Origin of the sequence: Kribbella aluminosa (genome assembly GCF_017876295.1) — a bacterium.
Taxonomy (GTDB): Bacteria; Actinomycetota; Actinomycetes; order Propionibacteriales; family Kribbellaceae; genus Kribbella; species Kribbella aluminosa.
The window spans coordinates 97,725-119,187 of sequence record NZ_JAGINT010000002.1 but is presented as its reverse complement, the minus strand read 5'-3'; the positions used below and the strand labels follow the sequence as shown (position 1 = coordinate 119,187).

18 protein-coding genes and 1 pseudogene are annotated in these 21,463 nt (G+C 69.6%); 9 read left to right on the top strand and 10 right to left on the bottom strand.

Features of this window, described 5'->3' with window-relative positions; genetic code table 11:
• The first annotated feature begins 111 nt into the window (after nucleotides 1-111).
• The 5 genes from purS (at nucleotide 112) to JOF29_RS21800 (ending at nucleotide 5,926) form a co-directional block, all read left to right on the top strand.
• Nucleotides 112-378 carry a phosphoribosylformylglycinamidine synthase subunit PurS gene (gene purS, locus JOF29_RS21820; protein WP_209696345.1) on the top strand — a complete coding sequence of 89 codons (267 nt, stop codon included), beginning with the start codon at nucleotides 112-114 and terminating at the stop codon, nucleotides 376-378.
• Nucleotides 375-1,043 (top strand): phosphoribosylformylglycinamidine synthase subunit PurQ, encoded by a 669-nt coding sequence (gene purQ, locus JOF29_RS21815; protein WP_209696344.1) that lies wholly within the window; start codon nucleotides 375-377, stop codon nucleotides 1,041-1,043. Before purS ends, purQ begins: the two co-directional genes overlap by 4 nt.
• 17 nt (nucleotides 1,044-1,060) lie before the next feature.
• Nucleotides 1,061-3,112, top strand: a complete 2,052-nt coding sequence (locus JOF29_RS21810) for a hypothetical protein (RefSeq protein ID WP_209696343.1) — start codon at nucleotides 1,061-1,063, stop codon at nucleotides 3,110-3,112.
• Nucleotide 3,113: 1 nt separating this feature from the next.
• Nucleotides 3,114-5,375, top strand: a complete 2,262-nt coding sequence (purL, locus tag JOF29_RS21805) for a phosphoribosylformylglycinamidine synthase subunit PurL (RefSeq protein WP_209696342.1) — start codon at nucleotides 3,114-3,116, stop codon at nucleotides 5,373-5,375.
• Between the two features lie 149 nt (nucleotides 5,376-5,524).
• Complete coding sequence (locus tag JOF29_RS21800; protein WP_245359367.1) at nucleotides 5,525-5,926, top strand: DUF1707 SHOCT-like domain-containing protein; 402 nt, start codon at nucleotides 5,525-5,527, stop codon at nucleotides 5,924-5,926.
• Between the two features lie 103 nt (nucleotides 5,927-6,029).
• Here the strand turns inward: JOF29_RS21800 and JOF29_RS21795 are convergent, their stop codons facing one another.
• Nucleotides 6,030-7,019, bottom strand: a complete 990-nt coding sequence (locus tag JOF29_RS21795) for a LacI family DNA-binding transcriptional regulator (protein ID WP_209696341.1) — start codon at nucleotides 7,017-7,019, stop codon at nucleotides 6,030-6,032.
• Between the two features lie 129 nt (nucleotides 7,020-7,148).
• Between JOF29_RS21795 and JOF29_RS21790 the strand changes: the two genes are divergently transcribed.
• The 3 genes from JOF29_RS21790 to JOF29_RS21780 are packed head-to-tail and all read left to right on the top strand — an operon-like array spanning nucleotide 7,149 to nucleotide 10,812.
• Nucleotides 7,149-9,599 (top strand): beta-L-arabinofuranosidase domain-containing protein, encoded by a 2,451-nt coding sequence (locus JOF29_RS21790; RefSeq protein WP_245359366.1) that lies wholly within the window; start codon nucleotides 7,149-7,151, stop codon nucleotides 9,597-9,599.
• Nucleotides 9,600-9,622: 23 nt separating this feature from the next.
• A complete protein-coding gene (locus tag JOF29_RS21785) occupies nucleotides 9,623-10,165 on the top strand; it encodes a GNAT family N-acetyltransferase (RefSeq protein WP_307863588.1) in 543 nt (180 codons plus the stop codon).
• Nucleotides 10,162-10,812, top strand: coding sequence for a cupin domain-containing protein (locus JOF29_RS21780; RefSeq protein WP_209696340.1), 651 nt, complete (start codon nucleotides 10,162-10,164; stop codon nucleotides 10,810-10,812). Before JOF29_RS21785 ends, JOF29_RS21780 begins: the two co-directional genes overlap by 4 nt.
• On the opposite strand, the gene JOF29_RS21775 is transcribed toward JOF29_RS21780, so the two are convergent.
• The 6 genes and pseudogenes from JOF29_RS21775 to JOF29_RS21755 all read right to left on the bottom strand — a co-directional run bounded on the left by JOF29_RS21775 (nucleotide 10,813) and on the right by JOF29_RS21755 (nucleotide 16,721).
• Nucleotides 10,813-12,780, bottom strand: coding sequence for an HPr family phosphocarrier protein (locus JOF29_RS21775; protein ID WP_307863988.1), 1,968 nt, complete (start codon nucleotides 12,778-12,780; stop codon nucleotides 10,813-10,815). It abuts the gene before it with no gap.
• Nucleotides 12,781-12,801: 21 nt separating this feature from the next.
• Nucleotides 12,802-13,212, bottom strand: a pseudogene (dhaM, locus tag JOF29_RS45470) (dihydroxyacetone kinase phosphoryl donor subunit DhaM); the annotation flags it as partial.
• Nucleotides 13,209-13,829: a dihydroxyacetone kinase subunit DhaL gene (gene dhaL, locus JOF29_RS21770; RefSeq protein WP_209699927.1), complete on the bottom strand. Its 621-nt coding sequence runs from the start codon at nucleotides 13,827-13,829 to the stop codon at nucleotides 13,209-13,211. The gene dhaL and the pseudogene dhaM, both read right to left, overlap by 4 nt.
• A gap of 2 nt (nucleotides 13,830-13,831) precedes the next feature.
• Nucleotides 13,832-14,836, bottom strand: coding sequence for a dihydroxyacetone kinase subunit DhaK (gene dhaK, locus JOF29_RS21765; protein WP_209696338.1), 1,005 nt, complete (start codon nucleotides 14,834-14,836; stop codon nucleotides 13,832-13,834).
• 27 nt (nucleotides 14,837-14,863) lie between these two features.
• Nucleotides 14,864-16,096, bottom strand: coding sequence for an MFS transporter (locus tag JOF29_RS21760; protein ID WP_209696337.1), 1,233 nt, complete (start codon nucleotides 16,094-16,096; stop codon nucleotides 14,864-14,866).
• Between the two features lie 64 nt (nucleotides 16,097-16,160).
• Nucleotides 16,161-16,721, bottom strand: a complete 561-nt coding sequence (locus JOF29_RS21755; protein ID WP_209696336.1) for an RNA polymerase sigma factor — start codon at nucleotides 16,719-16,721, stop codon at nucleotides 16,161-16,163.
• Between the two features lie 94 nt (nucleotides 16,722-16,815).
• Between JOF29_RS21755 and JOF29_RS21750 the strand changes: the two genes are divergently transcribed.
• Nucleotides 16,816-18,336: a serine/threonine-protein kinase gene (locus JOF29_RS21750; RefSeq protein ID WP_307863587.1), complete on the top strand. Its 1,521-nt coding sequence runs from the start codon at nucleotides 16,816-16,818 to the stop codon at nucleotides 18,334-18,336.
• Nucleotides 18,337-18,411: 75 nt separating this feature from the next.
• On the opposite strand, the gene JOF29_RS21745 is transcribed toward JOF29_RS21750, so the two are convergent.
• The 3 genes from JOF29_RS21745 to JOF29_RS21735 all read right to left on the bottom strand — a co-directional run bounded on the left by JOF29_RS21745 (nucleotide 18,412) and on the right by JOF29_RS21735 (nucleotide 21,253).
• Entirely contained in the window at nucleotides 18,412-19,605 is a 1,194-nt protein-coding gene (locus tag JOF29_RS21745) for an MFS transporter (RefSeq protein ID WP_209696334.1), read from the bottom strand.
• 126 nt (nucleotides 19,606-19,731) lie between these two features.
• Nucleotides 19,732-20,445 (bottom strand): hypothetical protein, encoded by a 714-nt coding sequence (locus tag JOF29_RS21740; protein WP_209696333.1) that lies wholly within the window; start codon nucleotides 20,443-20,445, stop codon nucleotides 19,732-19,734.
• 88 nt (nucleotides 20,446-20,533) lie between these two features.
• Nucleotides 20,534-21,253 carry a hypothetical protein gene (locus tag JOF29_RS21735; RefSeq protein WP_209696332.1) on the bottom strand — a complete coding sequence of 240 codons (720 nt, stop codon included), beginning with the start codon at nucleotides 21,251-21,253 and terminating at the stop codon, nucleotides 20,534-20,536.
• Nucleotides 21,254-21,463 lie beyond the last annotated feature (210 nt).

Sequence of the window (21,463 nt, the reverse complement as noted above, 5' to 3'; positions counted from 1 at the left end):
GCCAGAACTATACATTGCGTGTATGTACTCAGTGAGTAGTCCGGATGCGGGAGTTCCGCGCCGCGGTCGGTAGGATTCAGGCGTCAGCCCGCAACGAACCTGGAGTAGTCAGTGGCTCGCGTTGTCGTCGACGTCATGCTCAAGCCCGAGATCCTCGACCCGCAGGGCAAGGCGGTGCACGGCGCGTTCGGCCGGCTCGGCTTCGACGGCGTGGCCGATGTCCGGCAGGGAAAGCGCTTCGAGATCACCCTGGACGGTGAGGCGACCGAGGAGCGGGTCGCCGAGATCCGGAAGGCCGCGGATACCCTGCTGGCCAACCCGGTGATCGAGGACTACACGCTGCACGTCGAGGGCAGTGAAGGGGCAGGGGCCCGATGAAGATCGGGGTCGTGACCTTCCCCGGGTCGCTCGACGACGCCGACGCCCGGCGGGCGGCCGCGGTGGCCGGTGCCGAGGCGGTCGCGCTCTGGCACGGCGACGCGGACCTGCACGGAGTGGACGCGGTCGTGCTGCCCGGCGGGTTCTCGTACGGCGACTACCTGCGCGCCGGTGCGATCTCCCGGTTCGCGCCGGTGATGGAGACGATCATCGCGAAGGCCGGCCAGGGGATGCCGGTGCTCGGCATCTGCAACGGCTTCCAGGTGCTGTGCGAGTCGCATCTGCTGCCCGGTGCGCTGATCAAGAACCACCACCGCAAGTTCGTCTGCAGGGACCAGCCGCTGCGGATCGAGAACAACCGCACCGCGTGGACCAGCGACTACGACGCGAACCACGAGATCACCATCGTGCTGAAGAACCAGGACGGTTCGTACGTCGCGGACGAGGCGACGCTGGACCGGCTGGAGGGCGAGGGTCGCGTGGTGGCGCGGTACCTCGGCAACCCGAACGGTTCCTACCGCGACATCGCGGGCGTCACCAACGAGCGCGGCAACGTGGTCGGCCTGATGCCGCACCCGGAGCACGCCGTCGAGACACTCACCGGCCCGACCACGGACGGCCTGGGCTTCTTCACCTCGGTGCTGAAGGCCGTCGTCGCCGGCTGATGGCGCGGTCGGGGGCGATGCGCGCACTCCTCCGCGCGGCGGCGCTCGTTGCCGCAACCGCGGCTACCGTCGTCGGAGCAACCGTCGAGCCGGCCACCGCTGCGCCCGCGAGTCTGTTCGCGAAGGTCGTGGTGATCGGGGTACCGGGCCTGACCTGGGACGACGTGAAGGCTTCGCCGGAGCTGACTGCGTTGGTGGATCAGGCGCATGTGGGGTCGATCTCGGTCAAGACCGCCGGGCCGCACACGTGTCCGATCGACGGCTGGTCGACGATCAGCGCGGGGACACGGGCCTGGGGAAACGTGCCGGACCAGCCGTGTGGTGACCTGCCCGCGGTGACCGACGGCAAGGTGGCCGGCTGGCAGACGTACGTCGACCGCCAGGCCGAGCACCACACGGGCGCCCCGATCGGCCGCCTCGGCCAGACCGGCTACCCGATCTGCGGCTTCGGCCCGGGGGCCGCGATCGCCCTCGCCAAGACCGACGGCTCCGTCGCCAACTGGCAGCCTACGTTCGACCCGTCCCGGCTGGCGAAGACGGACTGCGGCGACGCGATCGTCGACGCCGGCGCGCTGCCACTGCGCGAAGGCCGGCCCGAGGCCCGGCAGAAGGTCGCGGATCTCGTCGCCCAGGCACGCGCCGCAGGCGGCTGGGTCCTGCTGGTGGGCGTGAGCCAGGAAGACGTGAACGCGCGCAAGCAGACCTTGGTCGCGATGCAGTTGCCGCCGGACAACGGGACGCGCTGGCTGACCAGCGACAGCACCCGGCGCCCAGGCCTGATCCAGCTGACCGACCTCACCGCGACCATCCTGAAGGGTCGCACCCCGGCCACCGTGACCCCGGCGGGCTCCGACGAAACGGCGCCGCTGGACGGCAGTGCGATCCATTTCACCGGCAAGCTCCACACCGACGCGGCGACGGTGATCGAGGACCGCCTGGACGCGAACCAGCGGTACGAGCAGCCCCGCCCGACGCTGTTCTTCGTAGCCCTGACGATCGTCGGCGCCGAAGTACTCGCCCTGATCTGGTTCCTGGCAAGCCGCTCGCCGGCGTCCCGCCACGCCGCGATCTTCACGCTGCTGGTGCAGGGCGGGTTCTACATCGCGGTCTTCCTGGCACAGGCCGCCGTCTGGTGGCGCTGGCCTGCCCCTGGGTTCTCCTTGTACGCCGTGACGATCGGCATCAGCGTCCTGTCCGCGGTCCTCGCCCAGGCGCTGCTGAAGCAGTACGCGTACTTCGGCCTCGCGGTGGCGACGTACCTGCTGCTGCTCGTCGACGGCGTACTCGGGACGCCCATGCAGCTCGGCAGCATGTACGCCGACGGGCCCGTGATCGGCGGGCGGTTCTACGGCTTCGGCAACTCGACGTTCGCGGCGCTGGGCGTCGGGGCGCTCGTCACGGCCGGGTGGGCCGCGCACAGGCTGCTCGACAAGAACAAGGTGCAGGCCGCGGCCGCTGTACTGGTCGTCGGCGGCGCCGCGATCATCGTGGACGGCAAGCCGGGCTGGGGCACCGACTTCGGGGGCATCCTGGCGCTCATGCCGGCGGTGCTGCTGATGGCCTGGCTGACCTGGCGCGGCACCCTGTCACTGCGCGCACTGATCGCTGTCGGCCTGGCCAGCGTGCTGGCCGTGATGGCCGTCGCGTACCTCGACTACCTGCGGCCGCTGGACCAGCGCACGCACTTCGGGACGTTCTTCGCCCGGATGCTCGAGGGTGACGTCGACGACGTGTTCATCCGCAAGCTGCAGATGGCCGTGATGTTCTTCAGCGGGCCGGCCGGCTGGGCGATGCTGATCGCGGTGCTGCTGTGCGTGTTCGCCACCGTGTTCCCGGACCGCGTTCCCTCGCAGGCGTACCGCGACTTCTACCGCAGCAGCCCGATGGTCCGCCCGACCCTGCTGGCGCTGTCCGTCTGCGGCATCGTCGGCATGCTGCTCAACGACGCGGGCGTCGCCCTGCCCGCGATCATGGGCGGTTTCGCCGTACCGATCCTGGTGGCCCACCTCCTGGCCTCCCACCAGCCAGCTACCGTTTCACGTGAGTCCCACCTAGTGCAGGAGTCCTAACGTGTCCACCGACACCGTCAGCAACGCCACCAACACGCCTGAGGTCGAGCAGCCGTGGGCTGAGCTCGGGCTGAAGCCGGACGAGTACCAGCGGATCCGGGACATCCTGGGCCGGCGCCCAACCAGCTGCGAGCTCGCGATGTACTCGGTGATGTGGAGCGAGCACTGCTCGTACAAGTCCTCCAAGGTGCACCTGAAGCGCTTCGGTGAGATCCCGCAGGAGACGCCGGCCGGGAAGATGCTGGCCGGCATCGGCGAGAACGCGGGCGTCATCGACATCGGCGAGGGGTACGCCGTCACGTTCAAGGTCGAGTCGCACAACCACCCGTCGTACGTCGAGCCGTACCAGGGCGCGGCGACCGGGGTCGGCGGCATCGTCCGCGACATCCTCGCGATGGGCGCCCGCCCGGTCGCGGTGATGGACCCGCTGCGGTTCGGCCCGCTGGACGCGCCGGACACCAAGCGCGTGCTGCCGGGGATCGTGTCCGGCGTCGGCGGGTACGGCAACAGCCTCGGCCTGCCGAACGTCGGCGGCGAGGTCGTCTTCGACCCGACGTACGCCGGGAACCCGCTGGTGAACGCGCTCTGCATCGGCGTCATGCGGCACGAGGACCTGCACCTCGCGAACGCGACCGGTCTCGGCAACCAGATCATCCTGTACGGCGCGAAGACCGGCGGCGACGGGATCGGCGGCGTGTCCGTGCTGGCCTCGGAGACCTTCGCGGACGGCGGCCCGACCAAGCGGCCGGCCGTCCAGGTGGGCGACCCGTTCATGGAGAAGCTGCTGATCGAGTGCACGCTCGAGCTCTTCCAGGGCGGCGTGGTCGAGGGCATCCAGGACCTCGGCGGCGCGGGCCTGTCCTGCGCGACGTCGGAGCTGGCCAGCGCCGGCGACGGCGGCATGCACGTCTCGCTGGACAAGGTGCCGCTCCGGGACGCGTCGCTCGCGCCGGAAGAGATCCTGATGAGCGAGTCGCAGGAACGGATGATGGCGGTCGTCACGCCGGAGAACGTCGAGGCGTTCCTGAAGATCTGCGCCAAGTGGGACGTGCAGGCGGACGTGATCGGCGAGGTCACCGGCACCGGCCGGCTGGAGATCGACTGGCACGGCGAGCGGGTGGTCGAGGTACCGCCGCGGACCGTCGCGCACGAGGGGCCCGTCTACGAGCGTCCGTACTCCCGTCCGGAGTGGCAGGACGAGCTGCAGGCGGACGGCGCGGAGAAGTTGCCGCGGGCAAGCAGTGGTGCCGAGCTACGGGACACGCTGCTGCGGTTGGTGGCGTCTCCCAACCTGTGCGACAAGTCCTGGGTGACGGACCAGTACGACCGCTACGTGCTCGGCAACTCGGTGCTCGCGCAGCCCGAGGACAGCGGCATGATCCGGGTCGACGAGACCAGCGGCCTCGGTGTCGCGGTGTCCACCGACTGCAACGGCCGGTTCGCCAAGCTCGACCCGTACACCGGCGCCAAGCTGGCGCTCGCCGAGTCGTACCGGAACGTAGCGACCACCGGAGCCCGCCCGGTCGCGGTCACCGACTGCCTGAACTTCGGCTCGCCCGAGGACCCGGCCGTGATGTGGCAGTTCGTCGAGGCCATCCGCGGCCTGGTCGACGCGTGCAAGGAGCTCGGCATGCCGGTCACCGGCGGGAACGTGTCGTTCTACAACCAGACCGGCGAGACCCCGATCCTGCCGACCCCGGTGGTCGGTGTCCTCGGCGTGATCGACGACGTGACCCGGCGGACGCCGATCGGGTTCACGCCGGAGATGGAGGGCCACCAGCTGTACCTGCTGGGTACGACGGAGGACGAGCTGTCCGGGTCCGAGTGGGCGCATGTCGTGCACGGGCATCTCGGCGGGCGGCCGCCCGCGGTGGACCTGGAGGCGGAGAAGCAGCTCGCCGACATCCTGATCAACGCGTCCCGGGACGGCCTGATCGACGCGGCGCACGACGTCAGCGACGGCGGTGTCGCGCAGACGCTGGTCGAGTCCGCGCTGCGCGGCGAGGTCGGCGCGCGGGTGTGGGCGCCGGACGGGCTGGACCCGTTCCTGTTCCTGTTCGCGGAGTCGGCCGGGCGGGCGATCGTCGCCGTACCGCGCACGGAGGAGGTGCGGTTCACCGACATGTGCACCGCGCGCCGCTTCCCGCACGCGAAGGTCGGCGTGATCACCGGCGACACTCTGGACGTCCAGGACCAGTTCGAGATCCCGCTGGCCGAGCTCCGGACCGCGTGGACCGCGACGCTGCCGGCCGCGCTGAACTGAGCTGGAGTAACCACCTGGATGGCACACTCTGAGGGACGAGTGTGAGGTGAGGCGGATGGCTGAGCGGCGACCGGTGAAACCGGCCGACCTGATCGGGTACGCGACGGCGGCCCGGGCAGGAGGCACGGGAGGTTGCGGCTCGGCGGCGGATGGTGAACATCCGCCTCACCGACGAGGAGCGGCACATCTGTACGGACGACCTGGCCGAGCAGTTCGCGGTCGGGCGGCTGGACGAGGACGAGCTGCACCGCCGGGTGGACCTGCTGAACGACGCGGTCACGCACGGCGACCTGATCCCGATCTTCGCGGGCCTGCCGACGCCTTCGCTGTACAAACCCGCGCCGCGGACGCCGGGGAAGTGGCGGTGGGCAGCGTTCATCGGCGCGGTGTGGATGGCGTTGCCGTTCGCGCTGGCCGGGTTGCTGTTCCTGGTGTTCGGGCGGGAGATCGTGGCGGCGATCTTCGGGTTGCCCGCGCTCGCCTGGGTGTTCTTCGCGTACCGCTGGGCGTCCCGCCCCCGCCGGGACGACCGCCGGGGCTCAGGCTCCTAGGCCCTGCCTGGTAGTCCATCGCCTACTGCGGGGCACTCGGCACGGCACCTCGCCCCCGCACGCCGAGCTACCGCACCGAGCACCTCCTCGCGACGGCGCTGGACTACCAGGCAGGACCTAGCGTCGACTCGCGGGTGATCAGCCGGGCCGGGAGTTCCAGTACGCCGCGGTGTCGCTTGCCGGCGATCGCCTTGAGCAGCAGCGTCGCGGCCCGGCGGCCGAGGTCCTCGAGACAGGGGTCGACGGTGGTGAGCGGCGGGCGGCTCGCCAGTGCCATCACCGACCAGTTGTCGTAGCCGGTGACCGCGATGTCCTCCGGGACCGAGTGGCCGAGCTCGCGGAGGCGGTCGCAGACGCCGCGGGCGATCTGGTCGCTGCCGCAGCTGATCGCGTCCGGGCGCTGACGCAGTACCACGTCTGTTGCTTGGCGCCCCCAACGTTCGCTCCACTCGCCGTACAACGGCTCGAGGCAGAGGGTGTCACCCGCGGTGCTGACCACCGCCTCGGCGCGGGCCGTGGCCGAGCGGTGGTTGGGCGGGCCGGTGATGTGGGCGATCCGCTGCCGGCCGAGGCCCAGCAGATGGGTGATGGCGGCCGCCGCACCGCCCGCGTCGTCGACGATCACCGAGGCGTCGGACGGGTTGCTGGAGGCGGCGAGCGCGTAGACGACCGGGATCGGTACGTCGATCGGCCGCCGCGGCTCGGTACGGCGGCCCGTGACGACGAAGCCGTCGACGCCGCGGGCGACCATCGAGCGCAGGTACGTCAGCTCACGCAGCGGGTCGTCCCGGGTGTCGCACAGGACGGTGGCCAGTTCGCCGGCGCTGAGCACGTCCTCGACGCCGCGCATGATCGGGATGCTGAAGCGGCCGGTGCTGTCGGTGGTCAGCAGCGCGACCGTGTACGTGCGGCCGGAGGAGAGCGCGCGGCCCCGGCTGTCGGGCGTGAACCCGAGCCTCTCGGCGGCCTGCCGGACCCGGTCACGGGTTTCCTGGCTCAGCTGGCCGGTGTTGTTGAGCGCCTTGGACGCGGTCCCCGCGGACACCCCCGCGAGCGCGGCGACATCCACCATTCGCACTGCCGGCGGTCTCATCCGGTGATTCCTCTCGGTCTTTCCATCTTGCGTCGAAGCCTAGCTGAGACCTACGTTGTCAACGACGGAAAACGTGTGCCGTTTTTCCGTCGGTGTGATGTCCGCCCCCGTCACCCGAAAGGCGCACCCATGCCCGAAACCACCCCCGAAGGAATGCCCCGACGTGACTTCCTTGGTGTCTCTCTCGCCGCGGCGGCAGCCGTGACTGCCCTCGATCCGGCTTCCGCCGACGCCGCCCGTCCCGGTCAGCCCGCGGCACCGCCCACGGCACCGCCGGCGGGCCGTGGCGGGCACTACGTCCCGCAACGTGCTCCGCTGCGACCTGTCCCGTTCCAGAAGCTCCCACCCGGCGCGATCGAGCCCCGCGGCTGGCTCGCGCAGCAGCTCGAGCTGCAGGTCAACGGGCTGTGCGGCCGGTACGACGAGATCTCGGACTTCCTGGTCTACGACACCAACGGCTGGGTCGACCCGGCGCTGGGTGCGTGGGAGGAGTTGCCGTACTGGCTGCGCGGGTTCGGCGACCTCGGCTACGTGACCGGCGACACCGGCGTACTGACCAGGACACAGCGGTGGATGGACGGCATCCTCGCCACCCAAGCAGCCGACGGGTGGTTCGGTCCGGAGCGGTTGCGGACCTCGTTGGAGAACGGCCCGGACTTCTGGCCGGGCATGCCGCTGCTGGCGGCATTCCGGTCCTGGTACGAGTACTCCGGTGACGAGCGGGTCGTTCCGTTCATGACGAAGTACTTGCGGTTCCAGAACACGCAGCCGCCGGAGGTGTTCAACCGGTCGTGGGGTGCGTTCCGCTGGGGCGACAACATCGACAGTGCGTACTGGCTCTACAACCGCACCGGTGAGCAGTGGCTGCTCGACCTGGTGACCAAGATGCACCACGGGTCGGCGGACTACGTGAACGGCATCCCCACGTGGCACAACGTCAACCTGGCGCAGGGGTTCCGGGAGCCGTTGCAGTACTGGCTGCTGTCCGGAGACGTCAAGCACCGGGAGGCGACGTACCGGAACTATGCGACGGTGATGGGTCTGTACGGGCAGTTCCCGGGCGGTGGGTACGCCGGCGACGAGAACTCACGTCCTGGATTCGGTGACCCGCGGCAGGGGTTCGAGACGTGCGGGATCGTGGAGCTGATGCACAGCTTCGAGCTGCTCACCCGGTTCACAGGTGACGTTGCTTGGACGGACAGGTGCGAGGAGCTCGCGTTCAACTCGTTGCCGGCGTCGTACGACCCGCAGCAGCAAGTGATGCACTACATCACCTGTGCGAACAGCGTGCAGCTCGACGACCAGCCGAAGCACGGGCAGTTCCAGAACGCGTTCCCGATGGGCTCTTACAAGTACGGCGTACACCAGTACAGGTGCTGCCCGCACAACTACGGCATGGGCTGGCCGTACTACGTGCAGGAGCTGTGGCTGGCGACTACTGACAACGGTCTCGCTGCGTCGATGTACGCCGCCAGCAAGGTGACCGCGACTGTAGGGACGGGTGAGACCGTGTCCGTCGTACAGGACACGGAGTATCCGTTCTCGGACACCATCACGTTCACGGTGCAGACACCGCGGCCGGTGCGATTCCCCTTCTATCTAAGGCGTCCCGGTTGGGCGCATGACGCGTCGGTGAAGGTCAACGGGGAGCACGTGCGCACAACTGGCGACTGGATGAAGGTGGAGCGCACCTGGCATCCGGGTGACCGCGTAGAGCTGAAGCTGCCGATGCGCACCACTACCCGTGTCTGGAACGACAACCACGACTCGGTGTCCGTCGACCGTGGCCCGCTGACCTACTCGCTGCAGATCGACGAGCGGTACGAGCGCATCGGCGGGACAGAGGCGTGGCCGGAGCTGTCCGTTTACCCAGAATCCCCGTGGAACTACGGCCTCGTCGCGGGTGCGTCCTTTGACCTGGTACGACGGGGCGGCGGCGACAACCCGTTCACACAGGACGGCGTACCGCTAGCACTCACCACACAGGCCCAACGGATCCCGCAGTGGGAGACGGACACCGAGGACGTCGTCGGGCTGCTCCAGCAGAGCCCTGCGCTTTCAGAGCAGCCTGTGGAGACGGTGACCCTCATACCGATGGGGGCGGCTCGGCTGCGGGTCACGTCGTTCCCGCAGGTGTCCGCACAGGGCGGGGAGTGGTTCTACCGAACCCGGATCACCGCGTCGCACGTGAACTACGGCGACTCGCTCGAGGCGCCCGACTCCGGCCGTACGCCGGAATCCTCCGCAGACACGTCGATTCCGCGCTTCACGTGGTGGGACCGGCGCGGGACGACGGAGTGGATCGAGTACGACCTGCGCGCGGTACGTGAGCTGTCGAGCGTGTCGGCGTACTGGTACGACGACACCGGCTCCGGCCAGTGCCGCGTACCGCAGTCGTGGCGGGTGCTGTGGCTGGACGGAGAGACGTGGCGACCGGCCGACAACACCACGCCGTACGACGTGGCGGCCGATGAGCTCAACACCACGTCGTTCAAACCAGTCCGGGCACAGCACGTCCGAGTGGAAGCCGTCCTACGCCCGACGTACTCCGGAGGCCTGCTGCAACTCCTGGTTACCTGACGCGAGTGAACTAGCCTGTGGGGGTGGAGGTCGTGTTGCGGTTGGCTGTGGTGGCGGATGGGTCTGCGGTGGCTGCGTTGGCTCGGGCTGCGGTGGAGACGCAGTTTCCGGCGTACTACGACGCGGTGCAGACGGCCAGTGCGGTTGAGCACATCACCACGCTGGACACCGCCCTGATCGACGACGGCACCTACTACGTGCTGGAGGCGGCTGGGGAGGTCGTTGCGTGTGGCGGATGGTCCCGGCGGAACAAGCTGTTCAACGCCAGTACCGCGGGGGCTGATACGCGTCTGCTGGACCCGGCGACCGAGCCGGCCAGGATCCGGGCCATGTTCGTCCGGGCGGACTGGACGCGGCGGGGGCTCGGGCGGGCGATTCTTACCGCCTGTACCGAGGCCGCCCGCGCAGAGGGGTTCACTCGGCTCGCGCTGATGGCGACGCTGCCCGGGGTACCGCTCTACAAGGCTTTCGGCTTCACCGAGGTGGAGGACGCACAGCTACCGATGCCGGACGGGACCCTGCTCCCCGGCGTCGCGATGGAACGACCGATCGAGGAGAACGCATGACTGCTGGTACTACTGTCACCGCGCCGGACGGCACCGAGGTCGTGCTCGGTGAGATCGGCACCCGCGTGCTGCTGAAGAACTCCCGGGTCCGCGTCTGGGAGGTGGAGCTGCAGCCAGGTACGGCGCAGGGCTGGCACCTGCACCACAACCCGTACGTAGTCCTGTGCCTGTCGACGTCGCCGTGTCACATGGACTGGCTGGACGGCAGCCCTGCCCGCCACTTGAGCGAGACCGTCGGCGGGTCGGTCTACCGGCCGGTGTCGCCGGTGCACATGCTCACCAACGACGGGGACGCGTTGTACCTGAACCGCCTCATCGAGGTCCTGGACCTGGGGGAGGAGGCTTCCGGCGACCCGTACTTCGCGGTGTCCGGCGTACCGGCCGAGGCGGGCTTCGAGCAGGCCGGTGAGGTCCCCACGAAGGTCGTGGTCGACGAGGACGACGTACGCGTGCAGCACCTGACGCCCGAGGCAGGGGAGTCCTACACCTGGCACACAGGCGCGTACCCGGCTCTGGTCGTCGACTTGGACCTAGAGCACCCGGACGTCACCTACCTGGAGCCAGAGCAGTCCTACACCCTTCCGGCCAAGCCGGAACGCACCTCCGGCTTCAACCTGGTGGAGCTGCGCTACTACAGGCAGCGCTAGTTACAAGAGGGCTCGTACCTGAGCTGCGTCCCGAGCAGCCAGCGCTGCGGCAGTGTCGACCTGGCTCAGGTCGGCCTGTCGTAGCCGGGCCTTCACCAGCGGTACCTGCGGGCCAACCGCGCTCAGCTCGGTCACACCGAGAGCCGCCAGCAGCACAGCGGCCTGTGGGTCGCTGGCGAGGTCACCGCAGACGGCCACGCGTACGCCGGCGTTCCGGACCACCTGGTCGATCAGCTGGAGCACCGCCGGGTCGAGACCGTCCGCCAGTGGTGCGACTGCGGCGTTCGTCCGGTCGGCCGCGGTCGTGTACTGCGTGAGGTCGTTGGTGCCGATGCTGACGAAGTCGAGCTCCTTCGCGAGCGTGGCGACCCGGAGGGCGGCCGCCGGGACCTCGACCATGATGCCGACCTCGAGGTTGTCCCGCGGGCCGAGCTCGTGCAGCGCCCAGTCGACCTCGTCGGCGGTCGTCACCATCGGGAACATCACGTGCACCGGGGTTTCGGCCGCCGTACGCCGGATCGCCGCGAGCTGATCGCGGAGCAGCTCCGGCCGGCGGCGGAAGACGCGCAGGCCCCGCTCGCCGAGGAACGGGTTCGGCTCGTGCTCCTGAGGGAGGAACGGGAGCGGCTTGTCGCCGCCGATGTCCCAGGTGCGGATGGTGATCGGCTTGTTCCCGAGCGCCCGGGCGATCGCCAGGAACGCCTCGACCTGCTCGTCGACAGTGGGCGCCGTACGCCGATTCCCGAACAGCACCTCGGTCCGCACCAGCCCCGACCCGTCCGCCCCGCGCACATCCACCGCGTCCTGCACGACGCCGACATTCACCAGTACGTCGATGGTCCGCCCGTCGCGCGTTGTGGCAGGCGCGGGCGCGTCCGCGATCGCCCGTTCCCGCTCCCCCAACCGATCGGCAATCGTCGCCCGCACACGGTCCTCATCAGGCGCCGTGTCGAACACCCCGCTCCGAGCATCGAACGCCACCACCGCCCCGGCCCGCACCGCGACGTCCCCGATCCCCGCCACCAAAGGAATCCCCCGGGACCGAGCCACGATCACCCCGTGCCCGGTCGTCCCCGCCGCACGCACGGCAATCCCGGCAACCTGAGTCGCATCAAGCGTCGCGGCAGTGGCCGCGTCCAGCTCACCGACAACCAGAATCCCCGGGGTGTCCAGCTGAGCCGGAGCCGCGGCCCCGTCAACGGAAGGGCCTGCCCGCCCGGAGGGTGCCGGCTCTGCGGGGCCGCCCTCCGCCGCGGGCGCCCCGGCTGATGCCGGGGCGGCCAGGTGCTGGAGGACCCGGTCTCGGACCGAGCGGACGTCCTGCGCGCGTTCTTGCTGGTAGGGATCGTCCAGCGCTTCGAAGGTGGCGGCCAGCGTGTCGTACGTCTGTTTCCACGCGACGGGCGCCGACGTACCACCCGCGATCGTCGCACGGACCTCCTCCAGCAGCTTGCGGTCGTCCAGCATCGCGAGGTGTGCCTCGAAGATCCCGCCGTGTTCGCCACCCGCGTCACGCAACGCATCCAGCTCATCGCCCGCGACCCCGACCGCTTCGTCCAGCCGCGGAACTTCGTTGTCCCCAGCAACATAACCACTCAGATCGACGGCCGCGTCCGCGAGCACCGCCGGCCCGATCGCCACGTCCAGCCCGGACCCACCCGGTCGTGATGCGGCAACCACCACCGCATCACCGAAGTTGTCAGCGGCAAGCTCTTCGACAGCCGCCAGCACCTCGGCAGCCTGCGCCCCGCTGGCCCCCACCCGCAACCGATGCCCCTGCTGGGCATTCAGCGTCGCGACCATACTCAAACTGCCCGCATCCACCGGCCCCTTGCCGGTGTCCAGATCAGTCAGTGTGACCACAGCCTCGAACCCGTTGACCAGACCAACCAACCGAGCAGCCGGCCGCGCATGCAACCCATGCGCGTTCCCGACCACCACCTCGACGCTCTGATCACCCGCCACCATCGGCGCCGACTCGACCGCCGCCACATCCCCGAGATGATCCTGCTTCCCGGCCAACCCCCGCGACGCCTCCGCAGCGACCGCCTCCAGCGAAGTGCCGGTCGACGCCGTCACCACAGCCGCCACCAGCCCCTCGACCAGTGGAGCGCTCGTCAGCCGGACATGCTCCGCGACCGAGGGATCGACGAACTCCAAGGCCAGCTCGGCACTCAGCACCGCCGACCCGAGATCCAGCAGCACGAGTACGCCGTCCGGGCTGTCCGCAGCGCCGACCGCCTCCGCGACGGCCATCGCATCGGTCCCGAACGTCGTCGCGTCCAGCCCCGCGGCCACCGCGATCACCGGTCGCTTGTCCTCGGCAACCATCTCCACGGCGAGCGCCACCGCAGCATCGCCCAGCGCGCGGCTGTGCGACACAACCACGATCCCGATCATGACAGCGTGCGCGCCGCGGACTCCAAGATCAGCGTCGTACTGGTCGCCCCCGGATCCTGATGCCCGGCGCTGCGCTCACCGAGGTAGCTGGCCCGGCCCTTGCGCGCGACCATCGGCACGGTCCCGTCCCGCCCCTTCGCGGCCGCCTCCGCCGCGGCGTTCAACGCCGTACCGAGATCTGCTCCACCGGCCACGGCATCGTCGTACGCCGACAAGGCCGGCGCCCATGCGTCGTACATCGTCTTGTCCCCGAGCTCCGCCTTGCCCCGGGCCAGCACCCCCTCGACCCCGGCGTGCAGCCCCTTCCCGAGCGCCTCCGGCGTCAGCTCGACCCCCGCCAACGCGGTCCCGAACCGCAGGAAGAACGTCCCGTACAACGGCCCACTGGCCCCACCGACCTTGCTGACCAGCGTCATCCCGGCCTTCTTCAGCAACTCGTCGACCGACCCGAACTCCGTCCCGTCCAGCACCTCGACGACCGCCTGAAACCCCCGATCCAGGTTGGCCCCGTGATCGGCATCCCCGATCGCCGAGTCCAGCTCGGTCAGATACGCCGCATTCGCATGCAACGAACCAGCGACGTCCCGCAACCAGCTGACGAAGGAATCGACTCCCATGCTCACGCGCCCCAGCGTAGGCCGGGGGTGTTCACCGGGGCGTCCCAGAGACGTACCAGTTCGTCGTCCACCTTCAGCAACGTGACCGAGCAGCCGGCCATCTCGAGGGAGGTGATGTAGTTGCCGACCAGCGAGCGGGCGACCGTGATCCCGGCGCGGTCGAGGAGCTGGGCGATCTCGTTGTACATCACGTACAGCTCGATCAGCGGCGTACCGCCCATGCCGTTGACGAACGCGATCACCGAATCGCCTTGCCGGTAAGGAAGATCGGAGACGACGGGGTCGACCAGCATCGCGGCGATCTCGCGGGCCGGGGCCAGCGGGAGGCGTTGCCGGCCGGGCTCGCCGTGGATGCCGATGCCGACCTCCATCTCGTTCTCGGCGAGTTCGAACGTCGGCTTGCCGGCGGCCGGGACGGTGCCCGACGTGAGCGCCATCCCCATGCTGCGGCCGTTGTCGTTGACCCGCTTGGCCAGGTCCGCGACCTCCTGCAGCGGGCGGCCTTCCTCGGCGGCGGCGCCGACGATCTTCTCCAGCAATACGGTCACGCCGACGCCACGGCGGCCCGCGGTGTACAGGCTGTCCTGGACGGCGACGTCGTCGTTCGTCACCACCGACAGCACCTCGGTACCGGCGTCGGCGGCGGCCAGCTCGGCGGCCATCTCGAAGTTCATCACGTCGCCGGTGTAGTTCTTCACGATGTGCAGTACGCCGGCACCGGCGTCGACGGCCTTCGTCGCGGCCATCATCTGGTCCGGCACCGGAGACGTGAACACCTCACCCGCGCACGCCGCGTCCAGCATCCCGAGCCCGACGAACCCGCCGTGCATCGGCTCGTGCCCCGACCCGCCGCCGGAGATCAGCCCGACCTTCCCGGGCCGCGGCGCGTCCTTGCGGTAGACGATCCGGTTCTCCAGGTCCACCCGGAGCCGGTCCGGATGCGCCGCCGCCATCCCGCGCAGCGCTTCACTCACAACATCGGCAGGGTCGTTGATGAGCTTCTTCATGCCCCCATCTGAGCACACGAGCGCCGCCTACGGGAGGGCCTCGACCTCCGAAAGCAGCGGGATCGACCGGATCGAACGGCTCACGGTGAGCAGTACCGCACCCACCGCGAGCAGGGCCCCGAAGACCAGCAGTGCGGTCCGGGCGCCCAGCATCCCGAGGAAGACTCCGCCGAGGAACGGTGCCAGCGGGGCCGCGGTGTTCGACATGAACATGAACGCGCTCTGCGCCCGGCCCTGCAAATGGTTCGGAGTGATCAGCATCTGGTAGCCGAACAGCCCGGAGTTCAGCGCGGGCAGCAGGAACACGGCGAGCGCCGGCAGCGCGATCAGTACGACGGGACGCGTACTGACGGCCGTCGCCGCGAAGGTCACGGCGACGACCCAGGCGCCGACGATCGTGATCCTGCCGGCGCTGTACTTCGCCAGCAGCCGCGGCGCCGCGAACGCGCCGGCCAGGCCGCCCACCCCCATCGCGGTCTCCAGCAGCCCGATCACCGACGGCCGTACGCCGCGTTGCTGCATGCTCAGGATCAGCACCAGGATCGTGCCGTTCGCGGCGAAGTTGAGCAGGGTCGCGGCGACGGCGATCGTCCGCAGGTCGCGCTGCCGGAACAGCCAGGCCAGCCCGGAGCGGATCGCCTTCAGGATCGGCTCGTGCGTGCCGCCCTCGGGCTTCGCGGCCGGCAGCGGGTGCCGGATCGTCGTCAGCATGATCGCCATCACCAGGTACGAGATCGCGTCCGCGGCGACCGGGACCACGCGCCCGATCGAGTACAGGAGACCGCCGAGCGGTGCGCCTGCCAGACCTGCGACGTTCTGCCGGCCGTGCGCGGCGGCGAGCGCGGTGCTGATGTCCTCAGGGGCGACGATCTCGCGGAGCGCGGCGCTCTCGGCGGGCATGAACAGGGCGTAGCCGGCGCCGTTGAGCAGGCCGACGACCAACAGGTGCGGGAGCGTCAGGTGGCCGAGCCATCCGGCGACCGCGACCGAGCCGAACAGGACGGCCCCGAGGAAGGTGTAGCCGATCAGGATCCGGCGACGGCTCCACCGGTCGGCGAGCGCGCCACCGGGCAGTGCGACCAGGATGGTGCCGAGCGAGGACGCCGTACCGACCAGACCGGCCTGCACCGGCGAGCCGGTGATGGCCAGACCGAGCAGCGTGAAGACGAACGAGCTCATCGTGGAGCCGATGGAGCTGACCGTCTGGCCGGCCAGAAGTTTCAGGTAATCGGCATTGTGCAGCAACCCCCGGGCGGACATAACCCGGAGGGTATGCCTGCATCAGGCTCACACATCAGCCCTGATGCATTGCAGGTTGATGCAACTAGTCCTTGGGCCGGAGGAGCGGCCGGACGACCTCGCGGGCGTCGTGGATGCGGGACTTGACAGTGCCGAGCGGGGCGCCGACCTCGGCGGCGATCTCCTCGTACGACAGCCCGTAGACGTCCCGCAGCACCAGCGGGGTCACCATCTGCGGACGGTCCCGCTCCAGGGTCTCCAGGGCCTCCAGGAGGTCCAGACGGGTGCCGGCGATCACGCTCGTGGTACGCGGGTCCGGCTTCTCCATCTGCTCCGGGTTGTGGGCGGCCTGCGCGGTGCGCTTCAGCTTGCGGTACGTCGAGCGCGCGGAGTTGGCCGCGACGGAGTGCACCCAGGTGGAGAAGCTGCTGCGACCGGAGTACGTGTTGATCTTGGTCGCGATGTTCAGCAGGGCCTCCTGCGCCGCGTCCTCCGCGTCGGCGGAGTACGGCAGGACGCTCCGGCAGATCCGCAGGACGCGCGGATAGACCTGCCGCAGCAGGTCGTCCATCGCGTTCTTGTCGCCCGCCTGCGCCTGCTCCGCGAGGGTCGCAAGATCGTCGGCCGGGCTGGTGCTCTCGCTCATCTGCGCCTTTGCTCTCCATGCGCCCCGGTGAGGGACACTCCAATGACCCATAATGCCTTGTATGGGGGTCCCAACCAGACTCGGTCGGTACGTCGTGCGCCGACGCCTGGGTTCAGGCGGTTTCGCGACGGTCTGGCTCGCGCACGACGAGCAGCTCGACGCCGAGGTGGCGATCAAGGTGCTGGCCGACAACTGGGCGCACGACGACGCGGTCCGGCACCGGTTCCTCGAGGAGGGCCGGTTCCTGCGCCGGGTCGAGTCCGAGCACGTCGTCCAGGTGCACGACGTGGGCGAACTCGAGGACGGCAGGCCGTTCCTGGTGCTCACGTACGCCGATCGCGGCACGCTGGCGGACCGCCTGAAGCAGAAGCCGCTGGCGCTGCCCGAGGCGGTCGACGTGGTCGTCCAGGTCGGCCGCGGGCTGCAGGCGCTGCACCGGCGCGGTCTGCTGCACCGCGACGTGAAGCCGGCCAACGTACTGTTCCGCAGCACCGACGACGACGGCGAGCGGGCGGTGCTGTCCGACCTCGGCCTCGGGAAGTCGCTCGACGAGGTGTCGCGGATCACTATGCCTGGCGGCACCCCGTCGTACGTCGCCCCGGAGCAGGCGCTGGGGGAGCGGCTGGATCAGCGCGCCGACCAGTACTCGCTGGGCGCCGTCGCGTACGCCGCACTCACCGGGCGGTCCCCGCACCAGGTGGACGGGCTCGGCGCGGCCAGCCGGGTGAAGGTGGCCCCGCCGCCGAGCTCACTCGGGTTCGAGCTGCCGGAGCAGGTCGACGCGGCGATCGTCCGTGCCCTGGACCCGGACCGCGAGAAGCGCTGGCCGGACGTGCTGTCGTTCACCAAGCAACTCGTCGGCGCACTCGACGAGAACACGCGCGACTTCCCGCTGGCGGAGCGCGAATCGATCCAGCTCGCCGACAGGCCCGACGACGACCTCGGGGACCAGACCGCGCTCAGCGACGAGAACAAGCCGACGATCGTCAAGTCCGCGGAGCCGGCGGAGACCGCCGACGCCGCGGAGACCGTGCCTCCCCAGGCGCCCCCGGAGGCAGAGACCGAGGTGGTGCCGGCTCCTCCCGCCGCCGCGCCACGGAAGAAGCGTGGCCGCTGGGTCGTGGCTGCCCTGCTGGCGCTCGTGGTCGGCGGTGGGGCCGGGTACGGCGGCCAGTGGTACCTGTCCAGCCGCAAGGTGATCACGGTCGCCGAGGACGGCTTCCAGGTGGACCTGCCGCGCGCCTGGGCGCAGTCGATCGCCTCGTCGTCCTGGACCGTTCCGGGCAGTAAATCGAGTACTCCGGCGTTCCGTGTCAGCCAGGATCCCGACTGGTCGGGGCAGACGCCGGGGGTGTTCGTCGGCCTGTCCGACACCAAGCTGGCGCTGCCGGACAGCAAGCAGTGCAAGAACGTCGGCGCACCGCTTCCGCACACGGTCGGTGGACAGTCGGTCACGGACCGGGTTTCCGGCGGCTGCTTCGGTGCGGATATCGTGCTGCTCCAACGAGTCGTCGACTTCGGGGACGGCGGCTCGATATTCGTTCAGGTGGTCGTGCCGGGGTCGAGCCAGGTGCGTGCCACCGAGATCGCTGACACGGTGCAGTACACCCCCTAGGACGTTCCCCATGCGTTTCCCGACCGAACGGCTCCGGCCTTCGCCGGCGCTGATCCAGTCCGTACGCCGCAGGTACTACCGGATCCGCTCCACCATCTTCCGCACCATCTGGCCCGTCGACTGAGGCCTCTGCGCGGTCAGCCAGGTGATGCCCAGCGCAACTGCCCACAGACCGCCTCCCAGCCACGCCAGCACGTGCAGCCCGCTGACGAAGCCGTGCGCATGGCCCAGGACAGCGCCGTACACACCGATGCCAAGGGCACCCACGGCCTGGCGGCTGGTGTTGTTGACCCCACTGGCGAAGCCCGCGCGGTCTGGCGGGAGCGCAGCGATGGCCGCATGCACCACGGCGGCCGTCAGGAACCCCATGCCGACACCAAGACCGACCTGTACCGGTACGACGGCTGCGTACCCGCTGTGGGCGTTCACACCGAGCAGACAGAGCGACCCGGCGACACCGAGGACCAGCCCGATCGACATAGGCAGCCGCGGGCCGTAGCGGGCGGTGATGCGGCCGGAGATCGGTCCTAGTACGGCCAGCGGGAGGAAGAGGGGTATGAGCTCCAGTCCCGCCCGGAACGCATGCTGGGACAGGTGTTCCTGCAGGTAGAGCGTCAGCACCAGCACGGTACCGAGTCCGACGAAGTTCATCAGGCCCGCGACCAGGTTGGCGCCGACGAAGTCCTTACCGATCCGCAGCCTGGTCGTACGGCGCTCCTGGTGCGGCTGGCGCTGCGGTATCAGCCGCCAGGCGAGCGGGAGCCCGACCGCGATGATCGGCAGGTTGATCAGGAACGTGGCCCGCCAGCCCAACCCAGCTACCAGGGCGCCGCCGAGCAAGGGGCCGGACGGCAGTGCCAGGGCGCCCGCGCCGGACCAGATACCGACAGCGCGTGCCCTTGCGGCGCTGTCGACGTACAGGTCCGTAATGACGGCAAGCGTGCCTGGCAGCAGCAGTGCGGCGCCGATGCCCTGCACTGCCCGCGCAGCTATCAGCACTTCGATACTTGGCGCCAGACCGCAAGCAAGCGAGGCCCCACCGAAGACAGCGAGCCCTGTCAGCACGACGCGTCTGTGGCCGACCCGGTCGCCCAACGCACCACTGGGGAGCAGCAGGCCGGCCAGGGCAATCATGTACGCCGCCACCACCCACTGCTGGCCCACCAGGCCGGTGACGAGGTCAACCCGGATCGTCGGCAGCGCCACGTTGACGACCGTCACGTCCAACTGGATCAGGAAAATGCCAACACACAACAGCGCCAGGAGCATGCTCCCCAGGTTCCCATCCCAACACTTCGGACACGCCCGAAGCGTGCAGGGCGGGCGTTTACCGCGGGCGGTCAGCGCAACTGCACCCGCCGTGTATCTGTCGGAGACTCGCGCAGGTGCTGTAGCTCAGAGGCTGCTGTCGTGGCGTTCGACGCTCTTCGTGGCGTGCTCCAGGACGTCTTGCAGTGCCTTCTTGTCCTGCGGGAGCCCGGTCGAACTCATCTCCACCGCACAGTTGCCGCTGTTGTCAGCGACCCAGCGGACGATGACGTACCGCAGCACGCCGTCCGGCGACTGGTCCGGCGGCGGCACGTAGGTGTAGGAGATCGTGGCGGAGTCGCCGTCGTCCTGCTGCGAGAGCAGGTTCAGCATCTGGTCGGTCGTGAGCCGCTTCAGCTCGATGATGCGAGCCTGCATCGACGCCGCCGGCGGCCGCTTGATCGTGAAGCCGCCCTCGATCCGGATCCACCGCTTGCCGGTCGGATCGGTGAACCGGCCGGTCCTCGGCGGGTACGGCTGTGTCAGCCCCCAGCCGTCCGGCACCCGCACGGTGATCCGCGACTTGACCACGCTCTTCACGTAGAAGGTCTGGCTCCGGTAGCTGAGGTCGCCCGCATCCAGCGCCGGCGAGTCGTCGTACGTCACCTTGCGCGGCGGCGGTGGCGTCGCCGGGGTGGGCGACGTACTCACGGAACTCATCGGCAGCGGCCCCGCGGTACCGGCGAGACTGGGCTCCGCGGTGAGGAACAGGCCGGCCCCGTACCCGCCCGCACCCCCCGCCCCGGCAAGGCCCAGCAACCCGGCGCCGAGCATCGTGCGCCTGGTGACAGTCCTCGCCATGCCCCCACCTCCCCAGATCTCCCTAACAGAAGACACCTGAGCCCGCTCTCAGGTTGCACCGAGCAGGTAACGATTCCATGAAAGCCGGCTAGGCGGTCTCGCTGACCGAGGCGGAGGCCTTCTCGAGGATTTCCTTGAGGGCGGGGGCGTCCTCGGGGATGCCGGTGATGCTCATCGAGATGTTGGCGAGTTCGCCGTTGACCGCGATGAAGCGGACGATGACGTAGCGCAGGGTGTCGCCCGGGATGAAGGTGTAGATCAGGGTTCCGACGGCCCGGCTCCGGCCGTCGTCGCCGGTGATCACAGCGGTGTTCTGGTCGACGATCTGGACGTTGTTCTCCGGAGCCTGACTCTTCCGCAGGTCGATGACCAGCTGGGCGATCGCGTCCTTCGGTGTCTGGGTGGCCGGCTCGACGGCTTGTACGCGGACGCCCCGTTGCCTGAGGTTGTCCAGGAACTTGACCTCGTCCGGGTGCTTCGGATCCCTGGTCAGCCCCCAACCCTGCGGTACTCCGACGGACAGCTGGACGGGCTGCGCGTCCTTCGGGTTCACCGTGAAGGTGCGGTTGGCGTAGGTGAGGCCGGGCTGCAGGGGGTCCAGGTTGTTGGGGACCGGGGTTTTTACCGGGAGGGGGGTCTCGGTCGGGGTGGGGGTTGGGGTGGGGGAGGGGGAGACGGTGCCGAGGGGGCCGGCGGTGCCGGAGGCGGTGGGGTCTGGGGTGTCCCAGCGGTTGCCGGCGTAGTAGCCGCCGCCGACGCCGAGGGCCAAGGCCAGCAACAGCAGGCCGACCAGGAGCACTCGTCTCACGCCTGCACCGGTCCACGTGTCGGCGTCACGGACTCGCCGGGCCGCGGTACGACGCGCGTCGTACCGGCCGGATGCGGGAAGGCGGTCGCGGGCACGTCGCCCATCCTCTCAGGCGACCGAGGCACGGACCCGAAGCCCCGGCGGCCTGCCCGGAGTCGTTTTCACACCGGTATGGACTGAATCCTTTCAACGAGGTCTTGACACCCTCCC

What these genes read in the sequence shown, in the direction of transcription:
- dhaL (WP_209699927.1), bottom strand. Translation starts at nt 13,829, where the DNA reads ATGGGAGTCGATTCCTTCGTCAGCTGGTTGCGGGACGTCGCTGGTTCG.
- JOF29_RS21755 (WP_209696336.1), bottom strand. Translation starts at nt 16,721, where the DNA reads ATGAGCGAGAGCACCAGCCCGGCCGACGATCTTGCGACCCTCGCGGAG.
- JOF29_RS21800 (WP_245359367.1), top strand. Translation starts at nt 5,525, where the DNA reads ATGGTGAACATCCGCCTCACCGACGAGGAGCGGCACATCTGTACGGAC.
- JOF29_RS21795 (WP_209696341.1), bottom strand. Translation starts at nt 7,019, where the DNA reads ATGAGACCGCCGGCAGTGCGAATGGTGGATGTCGCCGCGCTCGCGGGG.
- JOF29_RS21780 (WP_209696340.1), top strand. Translation starts at nt 10,162, where the DNA reads ATGACTGCTGGTACTACTGTCACCGCGCCGGACGGCACCGAGGTCGTG.
- JOF29_RS21760 (WP_209696337.1), bottom strand. Translation starts at nt 16,096, where the DNA reads ATGTCCGCCCGGGGGTTGCTGCACAATGCCGATTACCTGAAACTTCTG.
- JOF29_RS21745 (WP_209696334.1), bottom strand. Translation starts at nt 19,605, where the DNA reads ATGCTCCTGGCGCTGTTGTGTGTTGGCATTTTCCTGATCCAGTTGGAC.
- dhaK (WP_209696338.1), bottom strand. Translation starts at nt 14,836, where the DNA reads ATGAAGAAGCTCATCAACGACCCTGCCGATGTTGTGAGTGAAGCGCTG.
- JOF29_RS21775 (WP_307863988.1), bottom strand. Translation starts at nt 12,780, where the DNA reads ATGGTGGCGGGTGATCAGAGCGTCGAGGTGGTGGTCGGGAACGCGCAT.
- purQ (WP_209696344.1), top strand. Translation starts at nt 375, where the DNA reads ATGAAGATCGGGGTCGTGACCTTCCCCGGGTCGCTCGACGACGCCGAC.
- JOF29_RS21810 (WP_209696343.1), top strand. Translation starts at nt 1,061, where the DNA reads ATGCGCGCACTCCTCCGCGCGGCGGCGCTCGTTGCCGCAACCGCGGCT.
- JOF29_RS21790 (WP_245359366.1), top strand. Translation starts at nt 7,149, where the DNA reads ATGCCCGAAACCACCCCCGAAGGAATGCCCCGACGTGACTTCCTTGGT.
- JOF29_RS21740 (WP_209696333.1), bottom strand. Translation starts at nt 20,445, where the DNA reads ATGGCGAGGACTGTCACCAGGCGCACGATGCTCGGCGCCGGGTTGCTG.